The sequence below is a fragment of the Massilia sp. LXY-6 genome (genome assembly GCF_051233485.1).
Taxonomy (GTDB): domain Bacteria; phylum Pseudomonadota; class Gammaproteobacteria; order Burkholderiales; family Burkholderiaceae_D; genus Telluria.
The window spans coordinates 135,630-159,449 of record NZ_JBKFGF010000018.1 but is presented as its reverse complement, the minus strand read 5'-3'; the positions used below and the strand labels follow the sequence as shown (position 1 = coordinate 159,449).

At 66.9% G+C, this 23,820-nt stretch carries 22 protein-coding genes; 11 read left to right on the top strand and 11 right to left on the bottom strand.

Going from position 1 to position 23,820, the window contains the following annotated elements; all coding sequences use genetic code 11:
* Positions 1 to 2: 2 nt before the first annotated feature.
* Positions 3 to 680: a response regulator transcription factor gene (locus ACI48D_RS09595; protein ID WP_435570995.1), complete on the top strand. Its 678-nt coding sequence runs from the start codon at positions 3 to 5 to the stop codon at positions 678 to 680.
* A gap of 12 nt (positions 681 to 692) precedes the next feature.
* On the opposite strand, the gene proC is transcribed toward ACI48D_RS09595, so the two are convergent.
* Both proC and ACI48D_RS09585 read right to left on the bottom strand, forming a co-directional pair.
* Positions 693 to 1,511 carry a pyrroline-5-carboxylate reductase gene (gene proC, locus ACI48D_RS09590; RefSeq protein WP_435570994.1) on the bottom strand — a complete coding sequence of 273 codons (819 nt, stop codon included), beginning with the start codon at positions 1,509 to 1,511 and terminating at the stop codon, positions 693 to 695.
* 27 nt (positions 1,512 to 1,538) lie between these two features.
* Entirely contained in the window at positions 1,539 to 2,240 is a 702-nt protein-coding gene (locus tag ACI48D_RS09585; RefSeq protein WP_435570993.1) for a YggS family pyridoxal phosphate-dependent enzyme, read from the bottom strand.
* 54 nt (positions 2,241 to 2,294) lie between these two features.
* Between ACI48D_RS09585 and ACI48D_RS09580 the strand changes: the two genes are divergently transcribed.
* Together ACI48D_RS09580 and ACI48D_RS09575 are read left to right on the top strand one after the other, a co-directional pair.
* Complete coding sequence (locus ACI48D_RS09580; RefSeq protein ID WP_435570992.1) at positions 2,295 to 3,338, top strand: type IV pilus twitching motility protein PilT; 1,044 nt, start codon at positions 2,295 to 2,297, stop codon at positions 3,336 to 3,338.
* 8 nt (positions 3,339 to 3,346) lie between these two features.
* Positions 3,347 to 4,483 (top strand): PilT/PilU family type 4a pilus ATPase, encoded by a 1,137-nt coding sequence (locus tag ACI48D_RS09575; RefSeq protein WP_435570991.1) that lies wholly within the window; start codon positions 3,347 to 3,349, stop codon positions 4,481 to 4,483.
* Here ACI48D_RS09575 and ACI48D_RS09570 read toward each other — a convergent pair.
* Positions 4,480 to 5,292 carry a FadR/GntR family transcriptional regulator gene (locus ACI48D_RS09570; protein WP_435570990.1) on the bottom strand — a complete coding sequence of 271 codons (813 nt, stop codon included), beginning with the start codon at positions 5,290 to 5,292 and terminating at the stop codon, positions 4,480 to 4,482. The two genes, ACI48D_RS09575 and ACI48D_RS09570, sit on opposite strands and share 4 nt — an antisense overlap.
* Before the next feature lie 178 nt (positions 5,293 to 5,470).
* On the opposite strand from ACI48D_RS09570, the gene ACI48D_RS09565 reads away from it, so the two are divergent.
* The 6 genes from ACI48D_RS09565 to hisC all read left to right on the top strand — a co-directional run bounded on the left by ACI48D_RS09565 (position 5,471) and on the right by hisC (position 12,771).
* The gene (locus ACI48D_RS09565) at positions 5,471 to 7,123 is read left to right on the top strand and encodes an L-lactate permease (RefSeq protein WP_435570989.1); all 1,653 of its coding nucleotides are present in this window, start codon (positions 5,471 to 5,473) and stop codon (positions 7,121 to 7,123) included.
* A gap of 21 nt (positions 7,124 to 7,144) precedes the next feature.
* A complete protein-coding gene (locus ACI48D_RS09560; protein ID WP_435570988.1) occupies positions 7,145 to 8,635 on the top strand; it encodes an FAD-linked oxidase C-terminal domain-containing protein in 1,491 nt (496 codons plus the stop codon).
* 26 nt (positions 8,636 to 8,661) lie between these two features.
* Entirely contained in the window at positions 8,662 to 9,750 is a 1,089-nt protein-coding gene (glcE, locus tag ACI48D_RS09555) for a glycolate oxidase subunit GlcE (protein WP_435570987.1), read from the top strand.
* A 23-nt stretch (positions 9,751 to 9,773) separates the two neighbouring features.
* Positions 9,774 to 11,054, top strand: coding sequence for a glycolate oxidase subunit GlcF (gene glcF / locus ACI48D_RS09550; protein ID WP_435570986.1), 1,281 nt, complete (start codon positions 9,774 to 9,776; stop codon positions 11,052 to 11,054).
* A gap of 105 nt (positions 11,055 to 11,159) precedes the next feature.
* On the top strand, positions 11,160 to 11,639 hold the full coding sequence (locus tag ACI48D_RS09545; protein WP_435570985.1) for a glutathione peroxidase: 480 nt from the start codon (positions 11,160 to 11,162) through the stop codon (positions 11,637 to 11,639).
* 70 nt (positions 11,640 to 11,709) lie between these two features.
* Entirely contained in the window at positions 11,710 to 12,771 is a 1,062-nt protein-coding gene (gene hisC / locus ACI48D_RS09540; protein WP_435570984.1) for a histidinol-phosphate transaminase, read from the top strand.
* 36 nt (positions 12,772 to 12,807) lie between these two features.
* On the opposite strand, the gene ACI48D_RS09535 is transcribed toward hisC, so the two are convergent.
* From ACI48D_RS09535 to ACI48D_RS09505, 7 genes are all read right to left on the bottom strand, one after another.
* Positions 12,808 to 14,886 (bottom strand): glycoside hydrolase family 97 protein, encoded by a 2,079-nt coding sequence (locus tag ACI48D_RS09535; protein ID WP_435570983.1) that lies wholly within the window; start codon positions 14,884 to 14,886, stop codon positions 12,808 to 12,810.
* A gap of 54 nt (positions 14,887 to 14,940) precedes the next feature.
* A complete protein-coding gene (locus tag ACI48D_RS09530; protein WP_435570982.1) occupies positions 14,941 to 15,627 on the bottom strand; it encodes a pentapeptide repeat-containing protein in 687 nt (228 codons plus the stop codon).
* Between the two features lie 55 nt (positions 15,628 to 15,682).
* Complete coding sequence (locus tag ACI48D_RS09525; RefSeq protein ID WP_435570981.1) at positions 15,683 to 15,997, bottom strand: hypothetical protein; 315 nt, start codon at positions 15,995 to 15,997, stop codon at positions 15,683 to 15,685.
* Positions 15,998 to 16,072: 75 nt separating this feature from the next.
* Entirely contained in the window at positions 16,073 to 16,921 is an 849-nt protein-coding gene (locus tag ACI48D_RS09520; RefSeq protein WP_435570980.1) for an NMCC_0638 family (lipo)protein, read from the bottom strand.
* A gap of 5 nt (positions 16,922 to 16,926) precedes the next feature.
* The gene (gene glcF, locus ACI48D_RS09515; RefSeq protein WP_435570979.1) at positions 16,927 to 18,165 is read right to left on the bottom strand and encodes a glycolate oxidase subunit GlcF; all 1,239 of its coding nucleotides are present in this window, start codon (positions 18,163 to 18,165) and stop codon (positions 16,927 to 16,929) included.
* A gap of 16 nt (positions 18,166 to 18,181) precedes the next feature.
* Positions 18,182 to 19,264 carry a glycolate oxidase subunit GlcE gene (glcE, locus tag ACI48D_RS09510; RefSeq protein WP_435570978.1) on the bottom strand — a complete coding sequence of 361 codons (1,083 nt, stop codon included), beginning with the start codon at positions 19,262 to 19,264 and terminating at the stop codon, positions 18,182 to 18,184.
* A 9-nt stretch (positions 19,265 to 19,273) separates the two neighbouring features.
* Positions 19,274 to 20,755, bottom strand: a complete 1,482-nt coding sequence (locus tag ACI48D_RS09505; RefSeq protein WP_435570977.1) for an FAD-linked oxidase C-terminal domain-containing protein — start codon at positions 20,753 to 20,755, stop codon at positions 19,274 to 19,276.
* 74 nt (positions 20,756 to 20,829) lie between these two features.
* On the opposite strand from ACI48D_RS09505, the gene ACI48D_RS09500 reads away from it, so the two are divergent.
* Both ACI48D_RS09500 and ACI48D_RS09495 read left to right on the top strand, forming a co-directional pair.
* The gene (locus ACI48D_RS09500) at positions 20,830 to 21,384 is read left to right on the top strand and encodes a cob(I)yrinic acid a,c-diamide adenosyltransferase (RefSeq protein WP_435570976.1); all 555 of its coding nucleotides are present in this window, start codon (positions 20,830 to 20,832) and stop codon (positions 21,382 to 21,384) included.
* A gap of 15 nt (positions 21,385 to 21,399) precedes the next feature.
* Entirely contained in the window at positions 21,400 to 22,566 is a 1,167-nt protein-coding gene (locus ACI48D_RS09495) for a rhomboid family intramembrane serine protease (protein WP_435570975.1), read from the top strand.
* 23 nt (positions 22,567 to 22,589) lie between these two features.
* Here the strand turns inward: ACI48D_RS09495 and ACI48D_RS09490 are convergent, their stop codons facing one another.
* Positions 22,590 to 23,792 (bottom strand): diguanylate cyclase domain-containing protein, encoded by a 1,203-nt coding sequence (locus tag ACI48D_RS09490; protein WP_435570974.1) that lies wholly within the window; start codon positions 23,790 to 23,792, stop codon positions 22,590 to 22,592.
* Between the last annotated feature and the right edge of the window lie 28 nt (positions 23,793 to 23,820).

Genomic DNA, 23,820 nt, shown 5'->3' with positions numbered 1-23,820 from the left:
CCATGAGCCAACTTCCGATCCGCGTGCTAGTGGTCGATGACCATCAAACCGTACTGTGGGGACTGCAGCAGCTGATCGACAGCCGCCAGCCGGAGATGGCGGTGGCCGGCACCGCGAGCGATCCGGCCGAGGCCCTGCGGCTGGCGCCGCAACTTAAACCGGACGTCATTCTCCTGGACATGGACCTGGGCATGAGCGACGCCAACCAGCTCATTCCCGAGCTGCTGGCGTGCTGCGACGCCAAGATCCTGATCCTGACGGGCGTGCGCGACGAAGCAAGGACCGACGAAGCCATCCTCCGGGGCGCGCGTGGCATCCTCAAGAAAGAAGTACCGGCCGCGATCGTGCTGCGAGCGATCGCCAGCGTCCACCGTGGCGAGCTATGGCTCGACCGCATCATGATCGGCAGGGTCCTCCAGCAGCAGCAGGAACGCGAACGCCAGCAGAGTGGCGAGAGAGCCCGCATCGCCGAACTCACGCCCAAGGAGCGCGAGATCGCCAGGATGGTCGCCGTCGAGTCAGGCGTCAGCAACAAGGAGCTGGCCAAGCTGCTGTTCATGAGCGAACACACCCTGCGCAATCACCTGTCGGCGATCTACCAGAAGCTCGGCGTCGGTAACCGTCTCCAGCTGTATGTGTATGCGGTCAAGCATGGCCTGGACCGCCCCGCGGCATATTGAACGGCCCGCCGCTCATCCGTCCCGGCCCAGTTCCTCGCCCAGCTCGCGTCCGCGCGCCGCCGCCGCCTTCATCGCCTCGACGATGGCCTGCTTCACGCCGGCCGCCTCCAGGCTGACGATGGCCGCGTGCGTGGTGCCGCCCTTCGAGGTCACGCGCTGGCGCAGCACCTCGACCGGCTCTCCGGACTGCGCCGCCAGCTGGGCCGCGCCCGTAAAGGTGGCGATCGCCAGTTCCCTGCCCTGCTCCTTCGACAAGCCCATCTCGAGGGCCGCCTGCTGCATCGCTTCGAGAAAGAAGAACACATAGGCCGGGCCGCTGCCCGACACCGCCGTCACCGGATCGATGGCGTCCTCGCTGTCCAGCCAGACGGTCTTGCCGACCGCGCGCAGGATGCTGTCGGCCGCCTCTTTCTGCGCCGCGCTCACCCCCGCCATCGCCACCATGCCGGTGATGCCCTGCCCGATCAGCGCCGGCGTGTTCGGCATGGTGCGCACGATGGCGCCGTAGCCGCCCAGCCAGCGCGACAGATCGGTGCCGCGGATGCCGGCGGCGATCGACAGCACCAGCGGCCGCGCCTCCAGTTGCGACTGCAGGCGCAGCGCCACGTCGCGCATCTGCTGGGGCTTCACGGCCAGCACGATCACGTCGCTGGCGGCGACGGCGGCGCCGATCTCGGGCGCGGTCGTCACGCCGTATTCCGTGCGCAGCCGTTCCAGCGCGTCCGCGTTCGGATCGACCACGTGGATGCTCGATGCTTGCGTGACCGTGCCGGCCAGGCCGGCGATGAGGGCGGTGGCCATGTTGCCGCCGCCGATGAAACTGATCTTCATGCTTTTCCTTTTCAAGCGCACAGCGCGCTATTCGTAATGGCGGGCGCCGAAAATGGCGCTGCCTACCCGCACAATGGTTGCGCCTTCCAGGATCGCCGCGTGCATGTCGCCGGACATGCCCATCGACAGCGTGTCCAGGTGGATGCCGGACTTGACGATGGCCTGGGCCAGCTCGCGCAGGCGCGCGAAGGGCACGCGCTGCAGCTCGGGGTCTTCCTGCGGCTCGGGGATGGCCATCAGGCCGCGCAGGCGCAGGTTCGGCAGCGCGGCCACCGCCTGCGCCAGGGCGGGCAGTTCTGCGGGCGGGATGCCGCTCTTGCTGGCTTCGCCGCTGATGTTCACCTGCAGGCAGATATTCAGCGGCCCCAGTGCGAAAGGACGCTGTTCGGACAGGCGCTGGGCGATCTTCAGCCGCTCGACCGTGTGCACCCAGTCGAAACTCGTTGCGATCGGACGCGTCTTGTTGGACTGGATCGGGCCGATGAAGTGCCATTCCAGCCGGGTATCCGGTAGCGCTTTTGCGACAGCCGCGATCTTGTCGATGCCTTCCTGCAGATAGTTCTCGCCGAACGCGCGCTGGCCTGCGCTGACCGCCTCCAGCACCGCCTCGGCAGGGAAAGTCTTCGATACCGCCAGCAGCTGGACGGTGGAACGGGGCCGCGATGCGGCCTCGCAGGCCCGCTGGATTGTCGCTTCGACAGCTTGCAAGTTCCCGGCGATTATGGACATAATGGTTTTCTACAGGAAATATTTTTCGGTTATACGGACCCGTGCTGATTATAAATGGACATCTCTGAACTCCTCGCCTTCTCGGTCAAAAACAAGGCCTCGGACCTGCACCTGTCGGCCGGCCTGCCGCCGATGATCCGCGTGCACGGCGACGTCCGCCGCATCAACCTGCCGCCGCTGGAGCACAAGGACGTGCACGGCATGATCTATGACATCATGAACGACGGCCAGCGCAAGCAGTACGAAGAGATGCTGGAGTGCGACTTCTCGTTCGCGATTCCGGGCCTGGCGCGCTTCCGCGTCAACGCCTTCAACCAGGAGCGCGGCGCCTCCGCCGTGATGCGGACCATCCCGTCCAAGATCCTGTCGCTGGAAGAACTGAACGCGCCGAAGATCTTCGCCGAGCTGGCCATGAAGCCGCGCGGCCTGGTGCTGGTGACCGGCCCGACCGGCTCGGGCAAGTCGACCACGCTGGCGGCGATGGTCAACCACCTGAACGAGAACGAGTACGGCCACATCCTGACGATCGAAGACCCGATCGAGTTCGTCCACGATTCGAAGAAGTGCCTGATCAACCAGCGCGAAGTCGGTCCGCACACGCTGTCCTTCAACAACGCGCTGCGCTCGGCGCTGCGCGAAGACCCGGACGCGATCCTGGTCGGCGAGCTGCGCGACCTGGAGACCATCCGCCTGGCGCTATCGGCCGCCGAGACCGGCCACCTGGTGTTCGGCACCCTGCACACCTCGTCGGCGGCCAAGACCATCGACCGTATCGTCGACGTCTTCCCGGCCGAAGAAAAGGAGATGGTGCGCGCGATGCTGTCGGAATCGCTGCAGGCCGTGATCTCGCAGACCCTGCTGAAGACCAAGGACGGCAGCGGCCGCGTGGCCGCGCACGAGATCATGATCGGCACCCCGGCAATCCGCAACCTGATCCGCGAAGCGAAGATCGCGCAGATGTATTCGTCGATCCAGACCGGCTCCAACGTCGGCATGCAGACCCTCGACCAGAACCTGACCGACCTGGTGCGCCGCAACGTGATTTCGTCCGCCGCGGCCCGCTCCGCCGCCAAGATTCCCGAAAACTTCCCGGGCTAAAGGACAACATGGAACGCGACCAAGCCTCCAAATTCATGTTCGACCTGCTGCGCCTGATGGTCAGCAAGGGCGGCTCCGACCTGTTCATCACGGCCGGCTTCCCGCCCGCGATCAAGATCGACGGCAGGATGACCCCGGTCTCGAACCAGGCCCTGGGCGGCGGTCACACGGCCGACCTGGCGCGCGCCATCATGAACGACAAGCAGGCCGCCGGCTTCGAGCTGTCGAAGGAAGCGAACTTCGCGATCAGCCCCGGCGACCTGGGACGCTTCCGCGTCTCGGCCTTCATGCAGATGGGCTGCGTGGGCATGGTGCTGCGCGTGATCACGACCACCATCCCGAAGTTCGAGGACCTCGAACTGCCGGACGTGCTGAAGGACGTGATCATGGCCAAGCGCGGCCTGGTGATCATGGTCGGCGCCACCGGTTCCGGCAAGTCGACGACGATGGCGGCCATGGTCGGCTACCGCAACGAGAACAGCTACGGCCACATCATCACCATCGAAGACCCGGTCGAATTCGTCCACCCGCACCGCAACTGCGTGATCACCCAGCGCGAGGTGGGGGTCGACACCGACAGCTTCGAAGCCGCGCTGAAGAACTCGCTGCGCCAGGCGCCGGACGTGATCCAGATCGGCGAGATCCGCGACCGCGAGACCATGGAACACGCGATCGCCTTCGCCGAAACCGGCCACCTGTGCCTGGCGACGCTGCACGCGAACAGCGCCAACCAGGCGCTGGACCGGATCATCAACTTCTTCCCCGAAGAGCGCCGCCAGCAGCTGCTGATGGATTTGTCGCTGAACCTGAAGGGACTGATTTCGCAGCGCCTGATCCCCAAGAAGGAAACCAAGGGCCGCGTGGTCGCGATCGAAATCATGCTGAATTCGCCGCTCATCTCCGACCTGATCTTCAAGGGCGAAGTCCACGAGATCAAGGAGATCATGAAGAAGTCGCGCGAACTCGGCATGCAGACCTTCGACCAGGCCCTGTTCGACCTGTACGAAGCGGACAAGATCAGCTACGAGGATGCGCTGCGCAACGCCGACTCCGTCAACGACCTGCGCCTGAACATCAAGCTCAACAGCAAGCACGCGAAGAACCGCGATTTTTCAAGCGGGACCGAGCACCTCGGCATCGTCTAAGCCTGGCGCTTGACGACCTGCTTCAGCACCTGCTCCTCCGACTCCGCCAGGCGCCGTACCACGTCGCGTCCGGCGCCGCTCCAGAAGTCCACGTCGACGCCGCGGATGCGCGCCGCGACATTCGCCACGTGCCTGCGCGCCGCATCGCGCGCGCCTTCCTTGTCCTGGCGCGCGATGGCATCGGCAACGGCCCAGTGCTCGTTGCGCAGCTGCGACTTGATGTCGCCGAGGCGCGGCTCGCTCATGCGTCCGAGGGTGACGGCTTCGTGCAGGAACTGGCGCAGGAAACCCAGCAGCGAGGTGTAGAGCGGATTCCCGGTCGCGTCGGCGATCGCATTGTGGAAGGCCAGGTCCTCGTCGACCCCATCCCTGCCCGCCGATACCGCCTTGTCGATCGACGCCAGCGCCTGCTGGATCTCGTCGTTCTGGACCGGCGTACGGCGCTCGGCCGCCAGCGCCGCCACTTCGGCTTCGAGGCCGCCGCGCAATTCCATCACCCGCAGCACGGCCTGCACCGAACTTTCGACATCGACATCGATCTGGAAGCGCGCCGCCTGGCTTGAACCGACGATCAGCGTCCCCTTGCCCTGGTGGGTGGCCACCAGCCCTTCCGCCTTCAGGCGCGACACGGCCTCGCGGATGACGGTACGGCTGACGCCGAAGCGCTCGGCCAGTGCCGCCTCGGCGGGGAGGCGCGTACCTGTGGCAAATTCGCCACTCCTGATTTTCTCCAGAAGAACCTCGGTAACACGGTCAGACAGGGTGCCGGGCGCCACGATTGCTTCTTTTGATGTACCTGCATGCGTCATGCATGACTCCTTACTACATAGATCGACCAGCGAAAACTCGATTGACAATTATATAGGCACTTGCCTACACTTGAAATCAACTTGTATGACATCTTATTGTCATACAAGTTTGAATACCAGTCCGGCTACAACAAACAACACACGGACTGGCCAATGACATCTGAGGAGAAATAGAAGCATGTGGAGCCAAGTGTATGACCCCTTAGGCAATGCCGTCCTATCGACAGCGGCGGCAGCCATTCCCGTTGCCGTGATGCTGGCGGCGCTCGCTTTCTTTCACATCAAGGCCCACATTGCTGCCCTGCTCGGCCTGGCCGCGGCGCTGCTGGTCGCCATTTTCGCGTATGCGATGCCGGCCCCGACCGCGGTGTCGGCCGCCCTGTACGGCGCCGCCAACGGCCTGCTGCCGATCGGCTGGATCATCCTGAACGTGATCTTCCTGTACCAGCTGACCGAGCGTAAGGGCTACTTCAAGGTCCTGCAGGAATCGATCACCGGCATCACCACCGACCGTCGCCTGCAGCTGCTGCTGGTCGCGTTTTCGTTCGGCGCCTTCTTCGAGGGCGCGGGCGGCTTCGGCACGCCGGTGGCAGTCACCGGCGCCATGCTGATCGGCCTCGGCTTCGCACCGCTGGCCGCCTCCGGCCTGTCGCTGATCGCGAATACCGCGCCGGTGGCGTTCGGCGCGCTCGGCTCCCCGCTGATCGCGCTGGCCGGCGTGACCGGCCTCGACCTGCTGCAACTGTCGGGCATGGTCGGCCGCCAGCTGCCCTTCTTCTCGGTCCTGGTGCCGTTCTGGCTGATCTGGGCCTTCTGCGGCTTCGCTGGCATGGCCGCGATCTGGCCGGCCATCCTGGTGGCGGGTGCCACGTTCGCCATTCCGCAGTACCTGATCTCGAACTACCACGGTCCGTGGCTGGTCGACGTCGGTGCTTCGATCTCGTCGATGTTCTTCCTGACCATGTTCCTCAAGGTGTGGAAGCCGGCCACGATCTGGACCAATGCGGCCGGCAAGTTCACCGGCAGCGGCAACGCCGTCGCGCCCGAGTCCGTCGCCTACGACCACTCGCGCTCCGCCGTGCTCAAGGCCTGGATGCCGTGGCTGATCCTGTCGGTGCTGGTGTTCCTGTGGGGCGTCCCCGAGTGGAAGAAGCTGCTCGACAGTATTTCGGTCTTCAAATACGACTGGCCGGCGCTGCACAAGGTGGTGCAGAAGATGCCGCCGGTCGTGAGCAAGCCGTCCGCCGAAGCCGCCGTCTACACCCTCAACTGGCTGTCCGCCACCGGCTCCGGCATCCTGTTCGCCTCGATCATTTCGGCCTTCGTCATGGGCTACAAGGTGCGTGAGATGTTCGCCGTGTACTGGGACACCATCAAGCTGCTGCGCTTCTCGCTGCTGACCATCGCCGCCATGCTGGCGCTCGGCTACACCACCCGTTATTCGGGCCTCGACTCGACGCTCGGCCTGGCGTTTTCGCATACCGGCGTGCTGTATCCCTTCTTCGGCACCCTGCTCGGCTGGCTCGGCGTCGCCCTGACCGGCTCGGACACCGCCTCCAACGTGCTGTTCGGCGGCCTGCAGAAGACCTCGGCCACCCAGCTCGGGCTGAACCCGGTCCTGATGGCGGCGGCCAACTCCTCGGGCGGCGTGATGGGCAAGATGATCGATGCCCAATCCATCGTGGTGGCGTCCACGGCAACCAAATGGTATGGCCACGAAGGCGACATCCTGCGCTACGTGTTCTTCCATTCGATCGCGCTGGCCTGCCTGGTCGGCGTGCTGGTGACGCTGCAGGCCTATGTTTATCCGTTCACCGCGCTGGTCAGGTAAGCGCGGCAATTTCAAGAGGTAATGATGAAGATGTCCCCCGATCCGGAAACCCTGCTGGCACGCCGCCGGCAGGTGGTGCAGGCCTTGCGTCCGGTGCTGCCGGACCGCTGCCTGCTGGCCGAGCCGGAAGACACCCGGCCCTACGAGTGCGACGGCCTGTCGGCCTACCGCCAGCTGCCGATGGTCGTGGCCCTGCCCGAGACCGAGCAGCAGGTCATCGACGTGCTGGCCGTGTGCCGCGCGCTGCAGGTGCCGATCGTGCCGCGCGGGGCCGGTACCGGCCTGTCGGGCGGCGCCATGCCGATCGCCGACGGCGTGGTGCTGTCCACCGCGAAGCTGAACAAGATCCTGCGCATGGATCTGGCGTCGCGCACGGCGGTGGTCCAGCCGGGGGTCCGCAACCTCGCCATCTCGGAGACCGCCGCGCCACTCGGGCTGTACTACGCGCCCGATCCGTCCTCGCAGATCGCCTGCAGCATCGGCGGCAACGTCGCCGAGAACTCGGGCGGGGTGCACTGCCTCAAGTACGGCCTCACGGTGCACAACGTGCTGCGGGTGCGCGTCGTGACGATCGACGGCGATGTCGTCGAGCTGGGCAGCGAGGCGCCGGACGCGCCCGGCCTCGACCTGCTGGCCGTGTTCATCGGCTCGGAAGGCATGCTGGGCGTGGTCACCGAAGTCACGGTCAAGCTGGTGCCCAAGCCGGCCGCCGCGCGGGTGATCATGGCCTCCTTCGACGACGTGGTCACGGGCGGCAACGCAGTGGCCAGCGTGATCGCGGCCGGCATCATTCCGGCCGGCCTGGAGATGATGGACCGCACCTCCTCGCGCATGGTCGAGCCCTTCGTGAAGGCCGGCTACGACACCGAGGCGGCGGCGATCCTGCTGTGCGAGGCGGACGGCACCGAACTCGAGGTGGCCGAGGAGATCGAACGCATGGCCGAGGTGCTGCAGGCAGCCGGCGCGAGCGCGATCACGGTATCGCAGAACGAGGCCGAGCGCCTGCGCTTCTGGTCCGGCCGCAAGAACGCTTTCCCGGCCGCCGGCCGGATCTCGCCGGACTACTACTGCATGGACGGCACCATCCCGCGCAAGCAGCTTGCCCACGTGCTGACCAGCATCGAGAAGATGGAAACCACCTACGGCCTGCGCTGCGCGAACGTGTTCCACGCCGGCGACGGCAACATGCACCCCTTGATCCTGTTCGACGCCAACCAGCCCGGCGAATTCGAACGCGCCGAAGCCTTCGGCGCCGACATCCTGGCGCTGTGCGTCGAGGTCGGCGGCACCATCACCGGCGAGCACGGCGTCGGCATCGAGAAGATCAACTCGATGTGCGTGCAGTTCTCGAGCGCCGAGCTGGAAGCCTTTCATGCCGTCAAGCGCGCGTTCGACCCGCACCGCCTGCTCAACCCGGACAAGGCGATTCCGACGCTGAACCGCTGCGCCGAATTCGGAAAAATGCATGTCACCGGCGGCCTCACCCGGTTCGCGCACCTGCCGCGCTTCTGAGACGCTTTTTTAGGATCGACAACACGATGGAACAGGTACTTCAGGAATTCCGCGAGCGCATCGCCGCCGCGCATGCCGCGCGCACGCCGCTGCGCCTGCGCGGGGGCGGCAGCAAGGACTGGTATGGACAGGCGGTCACCGGTGAGGTCCTCGATACGCGCGCCTACCGCGGCATCATCGACTACGAGCCGTCCGAACTGGTGGTCACGGCGCGCTGCGGCACGCCGTTGGCCGAGCTCGAACAGGTGCTGGCCGAGCAGAACCAGATGCTCGCCTTCGAACCGCCCCACTTCGGTCCCGGCGCCACGGTCGGCGGGATGGTCGCCAGCGGCCTGTCCGGGCCGCGGCGCCAGGGCGCCGGCGCGCTGCGCGACTTCGTGCTCGGCGCCGACCTGGTGGATGGGCGCGGCGAGCTGCTCCACTTCGGCGGCAAGGTCATGAAGAACGTCGCCGGCTACGACGTCTCGCGCCTGCTGGCAGGTTCGCTCGGCACGCTCGGGCTGCTGGCCAGCGTGTCGCTGAAAGTCCTGCCACGCCCGGTGCGCGAGGCCACGCTGGTGTTCGAGATCGGCCAGCAGGAAGCACTCGACAAGCTCAACGCCTGGGGCGGCCGCGCCTTGCCGATCTCGGGAAGCAGCTGGCAGGGCGGCAGGCTGGCGCTGCGCCTGTCGGGTGCCGGCGCGGCGGTCGACGCCGCCGCACGCGAACTCGGCGGCGCACATGGTGGAGAGATCATGGAGGATGCCGACCGCTTCTGGCTCGATCTGCGCGAGCAGCAAGCCGACTTCTTCATCGGCGCCCATCACGCCGGCCTGTGGCGCCTCGCGCTGCCGTCGACCGCCCCGGCGCTGCCCTTGCCGGGACGCCAGCTGATCGAATGGGGTGGCGGCCAGCGCTGGCTGCTCGGCGATTCCACTGCCGATGTCGATGCCGCGACGATCCGCAAGACCGCCATCGAGCACGGCGGCCACGCGACCCTGTTCCGCGGCGGCGACAAGCGCCTCGGCGTGTTCTCGCCCCTGCAGCCGGCCCTGGCAAGCATCCACCGGCGCCTCAAGGACACCTTCGATCCCGCGGGGATCTTCAACCCCGCGCGCATGTACAACGAGTTTTGACGATCCCTGCGAATTTTTAAATTATGCAAACCAATCTGGCTGACTTCATCAAGGGCAGCACCGACGGCGACCAGGCCGAGGCCATCCTGCGCAACTGCGTGCACTGCGGCTTTTGCACGGCAACCTGCCCGACCTACCAGCTGCTGGGCGACGAGCTCGATGGCCCGCGCGGACGCATCTACCTGATCAAGCAGGTGCTCGAAGGCGAGCCGGCGACCGCCAAGACGCAGCAGCACCTGGACCGCTGCCTGACCTGCCGCAACTGCGAAAGCACCTGTCCGTCGGGCGTGCAGTACGCGCGCCTGCTCGACATCGGCCGCAAGGTGGTCGACCGCCAGGTGGCGCGTCCGCTGCGCCAGCGCGTCGCACGGCAAGCGCTGGCCGAGCTGCTGCCGCGGCGCTGGATCTTTTCGCCGGCCATGCGGGCCGGCCAGGCGCTGCGTCCGCTGCTGCCTGCCGCCCTGCGCCAGAAAGTCGCGCCGCGCGCCGCCCGCACGGAGTGGCCGACGACGGTGCACGCGCGCCGCATGCTGGTGCTCGACGGCTGCGTACAGCCGGCGATGGCGCCCAACATCAATGCGGCCACGGCGCGCGTGCTCGATACGCTCGGCGTGCAGCTGGTGGTGGCGCCCAAGGCCGGCTGCTGCGGCGCCCTGCGCCACCACCTCGACGAACAGGAGGCCGCGCTCGACGACGTGCGCCGCAACATCGACGCCTGGTGGCCTTACGTCGAAGGGAAGAATGGCGCGCCGGTCGAGGCGATCGTGATGACGGCCTCCGGCTGCGGCGTGATGGTCAAGGACTACGGCCACCTGCTGGCGCACGATCCGGCCTACGCGGCAAAGGCCGAACGTATCTCCGCGCTGACCCTCGACCTGTCCGAAGTGCTGGCGCGCTTCGAAGCGCAACTGGCCGCCCGCCTCGCGGGCCGCGAAGGACCGCGCGTCGCCTACCATCCGCCGTGCACGCTGCAGCACGGGCAGAAGATCCGCGGCCATGCCGAACGCCTGCTGGCGCTGGCGGGCGTCGACGTCCAGCTGTGCAAGGACAGCCACCTGTGCTGCGGCTCGGCCGGTACCTATTCCGTGCTGCAGCCGGAACTGTCGGCCCAGCTGCGCGAGCGCAAGGTGGCCAACCTGGAAGCCACCGGCGCCCAGGAAGTCGCATCAAGCAACATCGGCTGCATCAGCCACCTGCAGGGCGGCACCGCGCTGCCGGTACGCCACTGGATCGAGTTCATCGAGGAAGCGCTGGCGCGGCCGGCAACGGCGACTGCGGCCGCCGCCGCCCGGCAGGCTGCCTGAGCGCGCTCATCGACATCTGCGCGATACCGCTGCGGCGCCCAGCGCGCCGCAGCGCTTTGCCTTACACTCATGCATCTTGTTCAACCCTGAATGCAGGAGTCTTCCGTGAACGTCTTCGATTTCCAGGCCACCTCCCTGGACGGCAAGCCAGTCGACCTCGCCCGGTACCGCGGCAAGGTCCTCCTCATCGTCAACACCGCCAGCAAATGCGGCTTCACCCCGCAGTACCAGGGACTCGAAGCCGTGTACCGCGAGCTGCACGGGCGCGGCCTGGAAGTGCTGGGCTTCCCCTGCAACCAGTTCGGCAGCCAGGAGCCGGGCACGGAAGCCGAGATCGGCGACTTCTGTGAAAAGAACTACGGCGTGAGCTTCCCGATGTTCGCCAAGGTCGACGTCAATGGCGACCATGCGCATCCGCTGTGGAAGCACCTGAAGGGCGAAGCGCCGGGCGTGCTCGGCCTTGAAGCGATCAAGTGGAACTTCACCAAGTTCCTGATCGGGCGCGACGGCAAGGTGGTCAAGCGCTATGCGCCGCAGACCAAGCCGGAGGAGATTGCGGGCGACGTCGAGAAACTGCTGGGATAGCGATTCTCCAGCCCGGCCGGCAGCTCTGCTATAGTTAGCGGTTCCGCATAATCGATCAGCCTGCTAGACCATGAACAAATTCTGGAGCCGCCACGTCAGCAATCTGACGCCTTATATTCCGGGAGAACAGCCTGGCATCGAGCGCCTGGTCAAGCTGAACACCAACGAAAACCCGTATCCCCCCTCGCCAAGGGTCCTCGCCGCCATCAATGCCGAAACCGGCGACCGGCTGCGCCTGTACCCGGACCCGCAATCGGCCGAGCTGAAGCGGGCGCTCTCGTCTTATCATGGCGTCGCACCAGGCGAGGTATTTGTCGGCAACGGCTCCGACGAAGTGCTTGCCCACGCGTTTCACGCATTCTTCATGCAGGACAAGCCGCTACTGATGCCGACGGTAAGCTACAGCTTCTACCAGGTGTACTGCCGCCTTTACGGAATCGAAGCCGCCCTGCTACCCCTCGACGAGGCCATGCGCATCGATCCTGGCCAGTATGGCGTCCCTTGCGGCGGCGTGGTGATCGCAAATCCGAACGCACCGACAGGCATTGCGCTGTCGCTCGACGAGGTGGAGCGGATCCTGCGCGCGCAGCCGGATCGTGTCGTGCTGGTCGATGAGGCGTATGTCGACTTCGGCGCAGAATCCGCCATCCCGCTGATTCGTCGCTATTCGAACTTGCTGGTGGTCCAGACTTTCTCCAAATCGCGTGCGCTGGCCGGACTGCGCGTCGGCTGCGCGTTCGGCCAGCCGCACCTGATCGAAGGCCTGGAGCGGGTCAAGGACAGTTTCAATTCCTACCCGCTGGGGCGCCTCGAAGTCGCCGGCGCCGTCGCTGCACTGGAAGACGAGGACTATTTCCAGGCAAGGCGCGCGCAGGTCATCGCGACGCGCGAGCGCCTTGCCGAGCGCCTGCGTGCGCTCGGTTTCGAGGTACTGCCTTCGGCCGCCAACTTCCTGTTCGCGCGCCATCCTGCCCACCGTGCAGGCGAGCTGGCCCAGGCCTTGCGCGAACGCGCCATCCTGGTGCGCCACTTCAAGACCAGCGGTATCGACAACTACCTGCGCATCAGCATCGGCACCGACGAGGAATGCGCCCAGCTCGACACCGCGCTGGCGGACCTCCTCGAACGATAGCTTCCCGCGGCTTCGCTTGCCGCCGCAGGCTTGCCCTCAGCGCTGCGGCGACAGCCTGATCGCCTGTCCGCCACCCGGCGCCAGCTTCAGCTGCAGCACGTCCTTCGCCGTCACCGTGCGCGTTTCGGTGACGAGATCGAAGCGGCGCTGGTTGCGGTAATCGGCCGCATCGCCATCGCGGTAGATCTCGGCCACATAGGTCTTGTCCTGGTCGAGGAAGGACAGCGGGAAACGCAGGGTGCGCGCCTGCCCGTCCGTCACCGCGCCGACGTACCAGTCATCCGACTTGCGGTCCTTGCGCGCGATGCTGACATACTCGCCGACCGCACCATTCACCACGCGGGTCTCGGCCCAGTCGGTCGGCACCTCGCGGATGAATTTGAAGGCGGCCGGGTACTTGGCGTAGTTCTCCGGCAGGTCGGCCGCCATCACGACCGGCGAGTAGATGACGACGAAGTTGGCGAGCTGCTTGGCCTGGGTCGAGTTGAACACCTTGCCGTCCGCGCCCAGCAGGCTGACGATGCCCGGGGTATAGTCCATCGGCCCGCTCAGCATGCGCGTGAACACCAGCTTGGCTTCGTGGTCGACCGGGTTCACCGGATTGCCCCAGGCGTTATATTCGACGCCGCGCGCACCTTCGCGCGAGATCCAGTTCGGGTAGGTGCGGCGCAGGCCGGTGTCCTTGATCGGCTCGTGGGTGTCGACGGCGATCTTGTAGCGCGCCGCTTCCTTCACCGCTTTCACGAAATGGCGTACGCCCTCCTGCGAATCGTAGTGGCCGTAGTGGATTTTGCCGTCCGGTCCCGCGAACTGCATGCTGCCGGCTTCGTGCACGTAGCCGGACTTGACGCTGTCCACGCCCAGCTTCGCATACAGCTTGTAGGCCGCATCCATCTGCTGTTCGTAGGCCGGCAGCTTGGCGCCGGTCTCGTGGTGACCGATCAGGCGCACGCCCTTCTCCTTCGCATACGCCGCCAGCACCGGCAGGTCGAAGTCCGGATACGGCTTGGTGAAGCTGAAGTCGGCGCCACCATGGCCCCAGTCGCTTTCCCAGCCCTGGTTCCAGCCTTCGACCAACACGCCGCGGAAGCCGTTCTGGGCGGCGAAGTCGATGTACTGCTTCACGTTGGCCGTGTTGGCGCCGTGCTTCGGCCCGGCATTCCAGCTGGTGTGCTGCAGGTGCATGCTCCACCAGACGCCGACGAATTTCGACGGGTGCACCCACGACACGTCGCCCAGCCTGTTCGGCTCGTTCAGGTTGAGTTCGAGGTCGGACATGTACAGCCCCGCCGCGTCGTCGGCGATGCGCAGCGTGCGCCATGGGGTCGTGAAGGCGCCGTGGCGCACCACGGCCGGGCCGATGCTCGACGGCGCCAGTTGCGCGCGCAGCTTCTGGCCTTCGACCTTGCGCACCCACATCGAGGCGTAATCGACCAGCGCCGCCTCGTGCAGGGCGACGTGGGTACCGTCCTCCAGGCGCAGGGTCAGCGGGGTGTTGGCGGTGCCGATTTCCGCCAGTGGCGCTTTCTGGATCAGCTCTTCCAGGCCGGGCAGCTCACCGGCCGGGATCCACCAGGCAGTGGCCGGCTGGGCGACCGCGAATTCGGTCAGCTCGTCGAGGATGGCGACATCAGGTAGCTGCGGCTGGGCCGGGAATTCGTAGCGGAAGCCGACACCGTCGTCGTAGATCCGGAAGACGATGGTCAAGGCGCGGCCGGCACGGCTCATTTGCCCACCCTTCTGCTCGACGTCGACCCGCAGTTCGCGGTAATGGTTGCGCACGAAGCGGCGCTCGCCCCAGGGCTGCTCCCAGGTGTCGTCATGCTCGCTGAGCTTCTTTGCGCGCAGGCTGAAGCCGCCGTCCAGCTTGGCCGCGTTGGCCAGGTTGAAACCCAGGCGCGATAGGCCGATGATCTCCTTGCCGCGGCGCTTGATGTCGTAGCCCAGCTTGCCGGCGCCATCGATCTGCACTTCCACGCTGAGCACGTCTCCGGGAGAGGACGCGCTGGCCACCACGGCCTGCGCCCATGCGGCTTGGCCGGCCAGGGAGACTGCCGCCACCAGGCCCGCGGCGAACAAACGGAAACTCGGCTTGAAACGGGGACGAACGCGCATCGCTGACACCTCCATAAAGAGATGTAATTTTACTACAGCGGATGAGCCCGAAGCTCAGGCTACGTTCAGGCCAAGCGCCCGTACCAGTTCCGCCGCCTGGCGCGGCGAGATCGTCGCGCCCGCGAACTGTTTGGCGTTCGACAGCTTCAAGCCGCCGAGGTCGGCCTCGCGCAGATCGGCGTGATCGAAGCGGGTGTCCTTGATGTGGGCGTCGCGCAGGCTGCCGCTTTCGAACACGACGTCGCGGAAGTCGCAACCCGCCAGGTCGGCGTCCGAAAAATCCAGCACCTTCAGCGTGGCCTTGCGGAAGGACATGCGGCGCAGGTCGGCGCCGATCAGCAGGCAGTTCTCGAAGGACAGGCCGAGCTGCCCGGCTTCCTCGAAGCTGGCGCCGGTCAGCTTGCAGCCGCGGTAGCTGCAGGATGCCAGCTTGGCGCGGCGCCAGCTGGCGTTGTTCAGGTCACAGGATTCGAAGCGCGCGTCGACCAGGTCGCTGGCCTCGAAGTCGGCGTGGCCGCCGCGGCAGCGTCGCCAGCGGGTACGGGCCAGGTTGGCCGCGTAGAACGAGGCTTCGGCGACGGCGCAGTTGGAAAAGCTGCAATCCTGCAGGTTCAGGCGCGACAGGTCGGCCTGCTGGAAATCGCAGTCTTCGAACGCCAGCAGCGCTTGTTCCGCGAGCAGCCGTTCGATGCGGCCGCGGCCGATGGTTTCGCCGGTGAGGGTAATCGTGGGTTGTGACATGGCCGACAGCATACCCGGCCACGAGCCAAAATACAGCCCCGTTTGAAGGAGCGCTCTAGCGCGTTTCGACCCGCGCCGACGGGTGGATGGTGCAGCCGCGGTGCACGTTTTCCAGGAAGCGGATCGCCTCGCCAAGGCGCGCCGTGGCCGGCAGCAGGCGGCCCAGCGATTCGTCGTCCGACAGCCGGTCGATGCCGTAGGCGATCGCCCGCGACACGTCGCGCGCCTCGCGTCCGTCGCTGTTGTAGAGCGCATCGTAGACCCCGACTTCTTCCCACAGCGAGACGTAGCCGGGGCCGATCGAATCCTGGAACGCGACCGACGGCGCCGCATCCTCGTCCTGGGAAATCAGCCGAAACACGAAACTCATGGGCACCTCCGCCTCGCAAATATGGGGGCGCCGATCCTATCATGGCACGCGGTTTTGCGCCGGACGCCGCCGCGCTCAGGGGCTGGCGTGCGGACGCGCCTGGGTCTGGCGCGCGGGCGCCGTCGTCTTCGCCTTGGTGGGCATACTGGTAGGGGCCTGTTGTTCGCCGCCGGCCACCATCGCCACCGAACCCAGCACCTGCAGCTCGGCCTTGCTGGAAGCCGTGGTGGTCAGCATGAACTCCATCTTGCGGCGCGCGTCCGGCGGCGCCCAGGTGGTGGACACGGTGCGCGTCCTGATCTTCGCCTCGGTGAGTTCTTCCCGGTTGGGGCCGCGCCGCGCCACCATCGGAGAAGGCGCGTCGGCGACGATGTCGAGGAAGCCCTTCTCGACCGCGGCGGCGTTCGCGCGGCGCGCGTGCAGCAGGCACAGGTTCTTCCCGGCCGGCAGGGCCAGCACGTAGTTTTCCATGTCGCCCTTGTACGGCACCGGCCAGGCGTCGCCCTCCATCCCGGACAGGAACAGCTGGGCATCTTCCGCCGGCAGCTTGGGCACCTTGTCGTGCAGCAGGCGCGCATGGAACTCTTCCAGGTCGCCGAAGTGGCGCACGCACAGTTCCACATACAGGTTGAGGAAGCCGTCGGCATGCTCGTCCGCGGGCACGGCGGCCACGGCCGGCTGCTGAGCGGGCTTCTGCTGAGCGGCCTTTTGCTGAGCAGCCTTTTGCTGAGCGGCCTTTTGCGCCGGCTTTTTCGCCGGCTGCTTCGCCTGCTTGGACGACTGCTTGCCTACCTGTTTTTGCGGGGCTTTGTGGGCCTGCTTGTGGGCCTGCTTGTGGGCCTGCTTGTGGGCCTGCTCTTCCGCCGCGGCGGCGATGCCGGGCAGGCCGCACGCGAAAGCCAGCGCCAGCAGCGACGCTGCCACGCCCCTCATCGGGCCGCCCCGGCGAGGGCGCGGTCGACCAGTTCGATCCAGTGCGTGACCGGGGTCGCCGTCCCCGACTGCAGGTGGGAGATGCAGCCGATGTTGGCGGACACGATCTCTTTGGCCCCGGTCGCTTCCAGGTTGGCCAGCTTGCGGTCGCGCAGTTCGTGCGCGATCTCCGGGTGCAGCACGGAATAGGTGCCGGCCGAGCCGCAGCACAGGTGGCTTTCCGCAGGCAGCACCACGTCGATGCCGGCGGCGCGCAGCACGCCCTCGACCTTGCCGCGGATCTTCTGACCATGCTGCAAGGTGCACGGCGGGTGGAAGGCGACCCGTTCCTTGATGCGGCCGGCCATGCGCGCGCCGATCTCGCCTTCGAATTCCGGCAGGATTTCGGACAGGTCGCGCGTCATCTTGCTGATGCGCTCGGCCTTGGCCGCATAGGCCTGATCATGGGCCAGCAGGTGGCCGTATTCCTTGACGGTGAAGCCGCAGCCGGACGCCGTCATCACCAGCGCCTCGACCTGGCCGCTTTCCACGTAGGGCCACCAGGCGTCGATGTTGTGGCGCATGTCCTGCAGGCCGGCCTCCTGGTCGTTCATGTGGAAGCGCACCGCGCCGCAGCAGCCGGCCTTCGGCGCTTCGATCAGCTGGATGCCAAGCATGTCCAGCACGCGCGCGGTGGCGGCGTTGATGTCGGGCGCCATCGCCGGCTGCACGCAGCCCGCCAGCGCCAGCATCTTGCGAGCATGCTCGCGCTGCGGCCAGGGCCCGGCACGGCGCGCCGGCTGCAGCTTGTCGCGCAGGCTGTACGGCAGCAACGGGCGCACCAGCTGCCCCGCCTTGAAGGCCGGCTTGAACAGCTCGCCGCGCGGCAGGAACTCTTTCAGCATGGTGCGCTTGACGCGGTCGTCCAGCGGACGCTTGACGCGTTCCTCGACCACGCGGCGGCCGATGTCGACCAGGCGGCCGTACCGCACGCCGGACGGACAGGTGGTTTCGCAGTTGAGGCAGGTGAGGCAGCGGTCCAGGTGCAGCTGGGTCTTGCGGGTCGGCTCTACCCCTTCCAGCACCTGCTTCATCAGGTAGATGCGGCCGCGCGGACTGTCGAGCTCGTCGCCCAGTACCTGGTAGGTGGGACAGGTGGCGGTGCAGAAACCGCAGTGCACGCAGGCGCGCAGGATGGCATCGGCCTCCCGGCCTTCCGGGGTGTCCTTGATGAAATCGGCGAGATTCGTTTGCATGATCGGTTCACTTTGCTCAGTACATGCGGCCCGGGTTGAAAATATTCGCCGGATCGAACCCGGCCTTCAGGCGTTCGTGGATTCTTGCGATGGCCGGCGCCAGCGGCTGGAACACGCCGACGCGCTTGTCGCCGCCGCGGAACAGGGTCGCGTGGCCGCCGCAGGCCGCTACCTTCGCACGGATGCGCTCCGCGGTGGCGGCATCGCCGTCCGCGCGCAGCCAGCGCTGCGCCCCGCCCCACTCGATCAGCTGCGGAGCGCCAAGGTCGATGGCGCCGACGGTGGACGGCACCGACAGCCGCCACAGGGGCAAGTCGCCGGCGAAGAAGGCGTGGCGCTGCTCGCGCAGATCGGCCCAGAAACTCGCGCAATCGGGCATGATGTGACCGCCGTGCGCACCGCCCAGCGCGCGGATCGCGGCATCGACCGCGGCCCGCGCGCCGGACAGGCGCAGCGCCAGCACGCCATCAACCCAGCAGCTGCCCGACAGCGGCAGCGGCTGGCCGGCCCATTCGTTCAGCTTGCGAAGCGCATCGGCCTCGTTCATCTCGAAGCGCAGCGTGGCTTCGCGGTAAGGCAGCGGCAGCACCTTGACCGACACTTCCAGCAGCAGGCCGAGGGTGCCGAGCGATCCGGCCAGCAGGCGCGAGACGTCGTAGCCCGCCACGTTCTTCATCACCTGGCCGCCGAAGCTGAGCACCTCGCCCTTGCCGTCCAGGAGCTTGGCGCCGAGCACGAAGTCGCGCAGCGCGCCGCTGTTGGCGCGGCGCGGTCCGGACAGGCCGGCGGCGATGGTGCCGCCCAGGGTCGCGCCGCCGTCACCGGCATGCGCGAAATGCGGCGGCTCGAAGGCCAGCATCTGCTTGCGTTCGGAAAGCAGCGCCTCGATCTCGGCGAGCGGCGTGCCGCAGCGCGCCGTGATCACCAGTTCGGTCGGCTCGTAGTCGACGATGCCGGCATACGCGCGGGTGTCGAGGATCTCTCCTTCGAGGCGCTGGCCGTACCAGTCCTTGGTGCCGCCACCGCGGATGCGAAGCGCGCGTTTGCCGTTTGCGGCCGCGCGCACCTGGTCTTGGAATTGTTCAAGGATCTGCTGCATGGTTTACTTTCAAAAACGCGGCAGGTCCGCGAACGGCAGCGCGCCGCCGCTCACCCGCATCCTGCCCATTTCGGCGCAGCGCTGGAGCGTCGGCACCGCCTTGTTCGGGTTCAGCAGCATGCCGGGGTCGAAGGCCCGCTTGACCGTGAAGAAGGCTTCCAGCTCGTTGGCCCCGAACTGCACGCACATGGAATCGATCTTCTCGACCCCGACGCCGTGCTCGCCGGTGATGGTGCCGCCCACCTCGACGCACAGGGCCAGGATGGCGGCGCCGAAGTCTTCCGCGCGCTGCAGTTCGCCCGGCTTGTTGGCGTCGAACATGATCAAGGGGTGCATATTGCCGTCGCCGGCGTGGAACACGTTCGCGCAGCGCAGGCCGTAGACGTCCTGCATTTCCTCGATCCGCGCCAGCACGTGCGCCAGCTGCTTGCGCGGGATGGTGCCATCCATGCAGTAGTAGTCGGCCGAGATGCGGCCCGCCGCCGGGAAGGCGTTCTTGCGGCCGGACCAGAAGCGCAGGCGCTCGGCCTCGTTCTGCGACACCGCGATGGCGCTGGCGCCGGCCTGCTGCAACACCTCCGTCATGCGCTCGATTTCCTCGGCCACCTCGAGCGCGGTGCCGTCCGCTTCGCACAGCAGGATCGCGGCAGCGTCGAGGTCGTAGCCGGCCTTCACGAAGGGCTCGACCATGCGCACCGAGGTGCGGTCCATCATCTCCAGGCCGGCCGGAATGATGCCGGCCGCGATCACGCTGGCCACCGCGTTGCCGCCCGTAACCACGTCGTCGAAGGAGGCCATGATCACCTGCGCCAGCGCCGGCTTCGGCACCAGTTTCACGGTGACTTCGGTGACGATGCCGAGCATGCCTTCCGAGCCGATGAAGACGGCCAGCAGGTCCAGGCCGGGCGCGTCCAGGGCCTCGCTGCCCAGCTCGATGACCTCGCCCTCGATGGTGCAGACGCGCACCCGCAGCACGTTGTGGACCGTCAGGCCGTACTTGAGGCAGTGCACGCCGCCCGAGTTCTCGGCGACGTTGCCGCCGATCGTGCAGGCGATCTGCGAGGACGGGTCCGGCGCGTAGTACAGGCCGAACGGCGCCGCCGCTTCCGAGATCGCGAGGTTGCGCACGCCCGGCTGGACCACGGCGGCGCGCGCATACGGTTCGACCCGCACAATACGGTTCAGGCGCGCGGTGGAGATCACCACGCCGTCGGCGAGGGGCTGGGCGCCGCCCGAGAGGCCGGTGCCGGCGCCGCGCGGCACGATCGGCACCTGGAGTGTCCGACAGACTTTCAGGATCGCCAGCACCTGCTCCTCATTGTCGGGGAGCGTGACGATCATCGGCAACTGGCGGTAGGCCGCCAGGCCGTCGCATTCGTAGGGGCGCGTGTCTTCCGGATCGTGCAGGACGCAACGCGCGGGAAGCACGGCCCGCAAGGCTGAGGCCACTTCACGGCGGCGCTCGGGATCGACGGTGATGGCGGGGATCATGATTCGATTGTAAGCACTATTGCACTTTTTTGGCGTATGCTCCCGCTATCTTTTTTTATAGGCAGGGCATAGTCATGGGCAATCGACTCTCGAAAATCGCAACCCGCACCGGCGACGACGGCAGCACCGGACTCGGCGACGGCAGCCGCACCGGCAAGGACAGCGCGCGCATCGCTGCGCTGGGCGAGGTCGACGAGCTGAACTCCTTCGTCGGCCTGCTGCTGTGCGAGGACATGCCCGCCAAGCTGAGGGAAGAGCTGGTCTCGATCCAGCACGACCTGTTCGACCTGGGCGGCGAGCTGTGCATCCCTGGCTACCAGATGATCAAGGACGAGCATGTCGCGCGCCTCGACGGGCTGCTCGAGAAATACAATGCCGACCTGCCGATCCTGAAGGAATTCATCCTGCCGGCCGGTTCGCGCGCGGCATCCCTCGCCCATGTGTGCCGCACCGTGTGCCGGCGCGCCGAGCGCAGCATCGTCGCGCTGTCGAAAACGGACACCATCAATGCCCAGCCGCGTCAATATGTGAACCGCCTGTCGGACCTGATGTTCGTGCTGGCGCGCGTGCTGAACCGCCATGCCGGCGGCAGCGACGTGTTGTGGCAGCACGAACGCAAGCGCGGCTGACGGATGGCGCTGCAGTTGCAAGAGAGTAGCGTCGAGACCTTCGAGGTCCGTTTCTACCGGGGCGGCCCGAGCTGGCCGTCGAATCCCTTCGGCTTCCAGGGCCCGGGGCAGCTGGCGGTCGAGCCCGATTTCGTCATCGTGCGCGGCAGCAGCCACCGCGCGTTCCGCTTCCCGAAGACGGAACAGCAGCGCTTGCGCAAGGCCGACATCGTCAACGTGCGGACCTCGGGCGAGGACGTGATTTTCGACGTCGTCGGCGTGCAGGACATGCAGCAGGTCGGCTTTTCCGCCGCCGGCCGCGAGGCCGCCAAGGCGCTCGCGGCCGCGCTCCCCACGCGCTGCACGCCCGGGTTCGAAATGGAGGCACATACCGAACGGGAAGTGTTCAACGACCGTATCGACTACTGGAGCCCGTCGACGCCGGTGATCCGGACGCTGCTGGCGGCGAACATCGCGATCTTCCTGCTGATGTGGCTGGAGCGCCAGGGTTTCGGCACGCCCTGGTTCAAGCCGCTCCCGGGCTGGGGCTCGGCCGCCGCGCTGCAGGGGCATCTGCAGTTGTGGATGCAGGGCGTGCTGAACGTCCTGCACAGCAGCAACTGGCGCCTCCTGGCGGCCTCGTTCACGGGCTTCGGCCCGGAAATCCATCCTGCCCTGCTGCAGCATCAGCTGGTGGCATGGGGCTCGAACGTGCCGCGCTGGACGCTCGGCGCCGGCGAATGGTGGCGCCTCGTGACATCGGCCTTCCTGCACGGGAATCTGCTGCACTTGGGAATGAACATGTTCGCGCTGTGGCAGGCGGGCCAACTGGTCGAGCGCATCTTCGGCAGCCTGCGCTTTGCCGGGCTGTACCTGCTGGCCGGCATCGGCGGCAGCCTGGGCAGCCTGCTGTGGGGCCTGCTGACGCATCACCCCGTCAACAGCGTCGGCGCCTCGGGCGCGATCTTCGGCATCATCGGCGGCCTGTTCGCCTTCATCGGCCGCGAGCACAGCGGCGTGCCGCCGACCGTGGTGCGCGACCTGCGCGCTTCGATCGGCCCCTTCCTGCTGTTTAATATCGGCGCCGGTTTCCTGTATCCGCACACCGACAACGCGGCCCACATCGGCGGCCTGGCCGCCGGCTGGCTGGCTGGCCACCTGCTGGCGCGTTCGCTGCACGTGCCGAGCCAGCGCGCGGCTTGACGCCTCCCGGGGCGTCCGCGCGTTCAGCCCACCAGGCGTTTCCGCTGGCGCTTGGATTCGTACATCGCCTGGTCGGCCAGGTCGACCAGTTGCGCGGCGCTGCCCGCATCGTGCGGACACAGCGCCGAACCGATGCTGGCCGACACGCGCAGCTGATGTCCCTTGAACTCGACCGGCTCGGCGATTGCCGCGCGCAGCGCAGCCCGCAAGCGGCGCAGGACCAGTTCGCCGTTGGCGTCGGCCAGCGGCACCGCCACCACGAATTCGTCGCCGCCCAGGCGCGCCGCCAGGTCGGACGCGCGGATGGTGCCGCGCAGCCGCTCGGCGATTACGGCCAGCACATGGTCGCCGGCGGCGTGGCCATGGGAGTCGTTGACCGGCTTGAAGCCGTCCAGGTCCAGGAACAGCACCGCCACCGTGGCGGCACCCTGGCGCGCCGCCAGCAGTTCGTCCAGCCTGCGCAGGAACAGCACCCGGTTGGGCAGCCCGGTCAGGGCGTCGTGCTCGGACCGGTACTGGCTCTGGCGCTTGGCTTCTTCCTCCAGCTTCAGGTCGCGCGCCAGCGCGTTCTTCAGCAGGAAGGCCTGGCGCGAGAAGCGTTCGCGAATGGCCATCGACGCCATCCCGAGCACGTTCGCGCTGACCAGGAAAAAGCAGTTCTGGGCCAGCAGCGGCCAATGCCTGCCGTCCGCCATGCCTTGTACGAACAGCGCGACCGTGACGTAGACGCCGATGATGACCAGGCCCGTCAGACCGGCATGCTGCCAGCGCAGGTAGGTCCAGGTGTACAGGGCCATCGCCACCAGGATCAGGCCGGCGTAATAGTTACTCCAGGCCAGGTCCTTCGGGTCCGACAGGATCATGAGGGCTTCGACGCCGGCGGTCCAGATGAGCGCATTCATGCAAATGCCGGTCGTGTAATGGCGCAGGAAGGCCTCGGGCCGCAGGCGGATGGCCACCGCGACGATGATCGTCGCCAGCACGACGGTAGAGCGTACGATCCATGCGCCTGCCACATGGCCCGGCAAGGCGCCGGCGTCGAGGAAGGCCGAGCTCATATACAGCAACACGCAAAGGAAGCATGCGATATGGAGCATGCGGATCTTTTCGCCGGCCAGGTCGGCCTGGTAGGCGGCTTCGAGCGCGGGGGAAAACGGCTCGGACGTGGCGGAGGAAAGGATGGATCGGAACACGAGAAAGGGCAGGCCCGGATGAGGGATACGCAAGCGTAACCCATGGCGAACTGACAAGCCA

Excerpts from the sequence above, each read along its gene's own strand:
- ACI48D_RS09595 (WP_435570995.1), top strand. The coding sequence starts at position 3 with ATGAGCCAACTTCCGATCCGCGTGCTAGTGGTCGATGACCATCAAACC.
- proC (WP_435570994.1), bottom strand. The coding sequence starts at position 1,511 with ATGAAGATCAGTTTCATCGGCGGCGGCAACATGGCCACCGCCCTCATC.
- ACI48D_RS09585 (WP_435570993.1), bottom strand. The coding sequence starts at position 2,240 with ATGTCCATAATCGCCGGGAACTTGCAAGCTGTCGAAGCGACAATCCAG.
- ACI48D_RS09580 (WP_435570992.1), top strand. The coding sequence starts at position 2,295 with ATGGACATCTCTGAACTCCTCGCCTTCTCGGTCAAAAACAAGGCCTCG.
- ACI48D_RS09575 (WP_435570991.1), top strand. The coding sequence starts at position 3,347 with ATGGAACGCGACCAAGCCTCCAAATTCATGTTCGACCTGCTGCGCCTG.
- ACI48D_RS09570 (WP_435570990.1), bottom strand. The coding sequence starts at position 5,292 with ATGACGCATGCAGGTACATCAAAAGAAGCAATCGTGGCGCCCGGCACC.
- ACI48D_RS09565 (WP_435570989.1), top strand. The coding sequence starts at position 5,471 with ATGTGGAGCCAAGTGTATGACCCCTTAGGCAATGCCGTCCTATCGACA.
- ACI48D_RS09560 (WP_435570988.1), top strand. The coding sequence starts at position 7,145 with ATGATGAAGATGTCCCCCGATCCGGAAACCCTGCTGGCACGCCGCCGG.
- glcE (WP_435570987.1), top strand. The coding sequence starts at position 8,662 with ATGGAACAGGTACTTCAGGAATTCCGCGAGCGCATCGCCGCCGCGCAT.
- glcF (WP_435570986.1), top strand. The coding sequence starts at position 9,774 with ATGCAAACCAATCTGGCTGACTTCATCAAGGGCAGCACCGACGGCGAC.
- hisC (WP_435570984.1), top strand. The coding sequence starts at position 11,710 with ATGAACAAATTCTGGAGCCGCCACGTCAGCAATCTGACGCCTTATATT.
- ACI48D_RS09535 (WP_435570983.1), bottom strand. The coding sequence starts at position 14,886 with ATGCGCGTTCGTCCCCGTTTCAAGCCGAGTTTCCGTTTGTTCGCCGCG.
- ACI48D_RS09530 (WP_435570982.1), bottom strand. The coding sequence starts at position 15,627 with ATGTCACAACCCACGATTACCCTCACCGGCGAAACCATCGGCCGCGGC.
- ACI48D_RS09525 (WP_435570981.1), bottom strand. The coding sequence starts at position 15,997 with ATGAGTTTCGTGTTTCGGCTGATTTCCCAGGACGAGGATGCGGCGCCG.
- glcF (WP_435570979.1), bottom strand. The coding sequence starts at position 18,165 with ATGCAAACGAATCTCGCCGATTTCATCAAGGACACCCCGGAAGGCCGG.
- glcE (WP_435570978.1), bottom strand. The coding sequence starts at position 19,264 with ATGCAGCAGATCCTTGAACAATTCCAAGACCAGGTGCGCGCGGCCGCA.
- ACI48D_RS09505 (WP_435570977.1), bottom strand. The coding sequence starts at position 20,755 with ATGATCCCCGCCATCACCGTCGATCCCGAGCGCCGCCGTGAAGTGGCC.
- ACI48D_RS09500 (WP_435570976.1), top strand. The coding sequence starts at position 20,830 with ATGGGCAATCGACTCTCGAAAATCGCAACCCGCACCGGCGACGACGGC.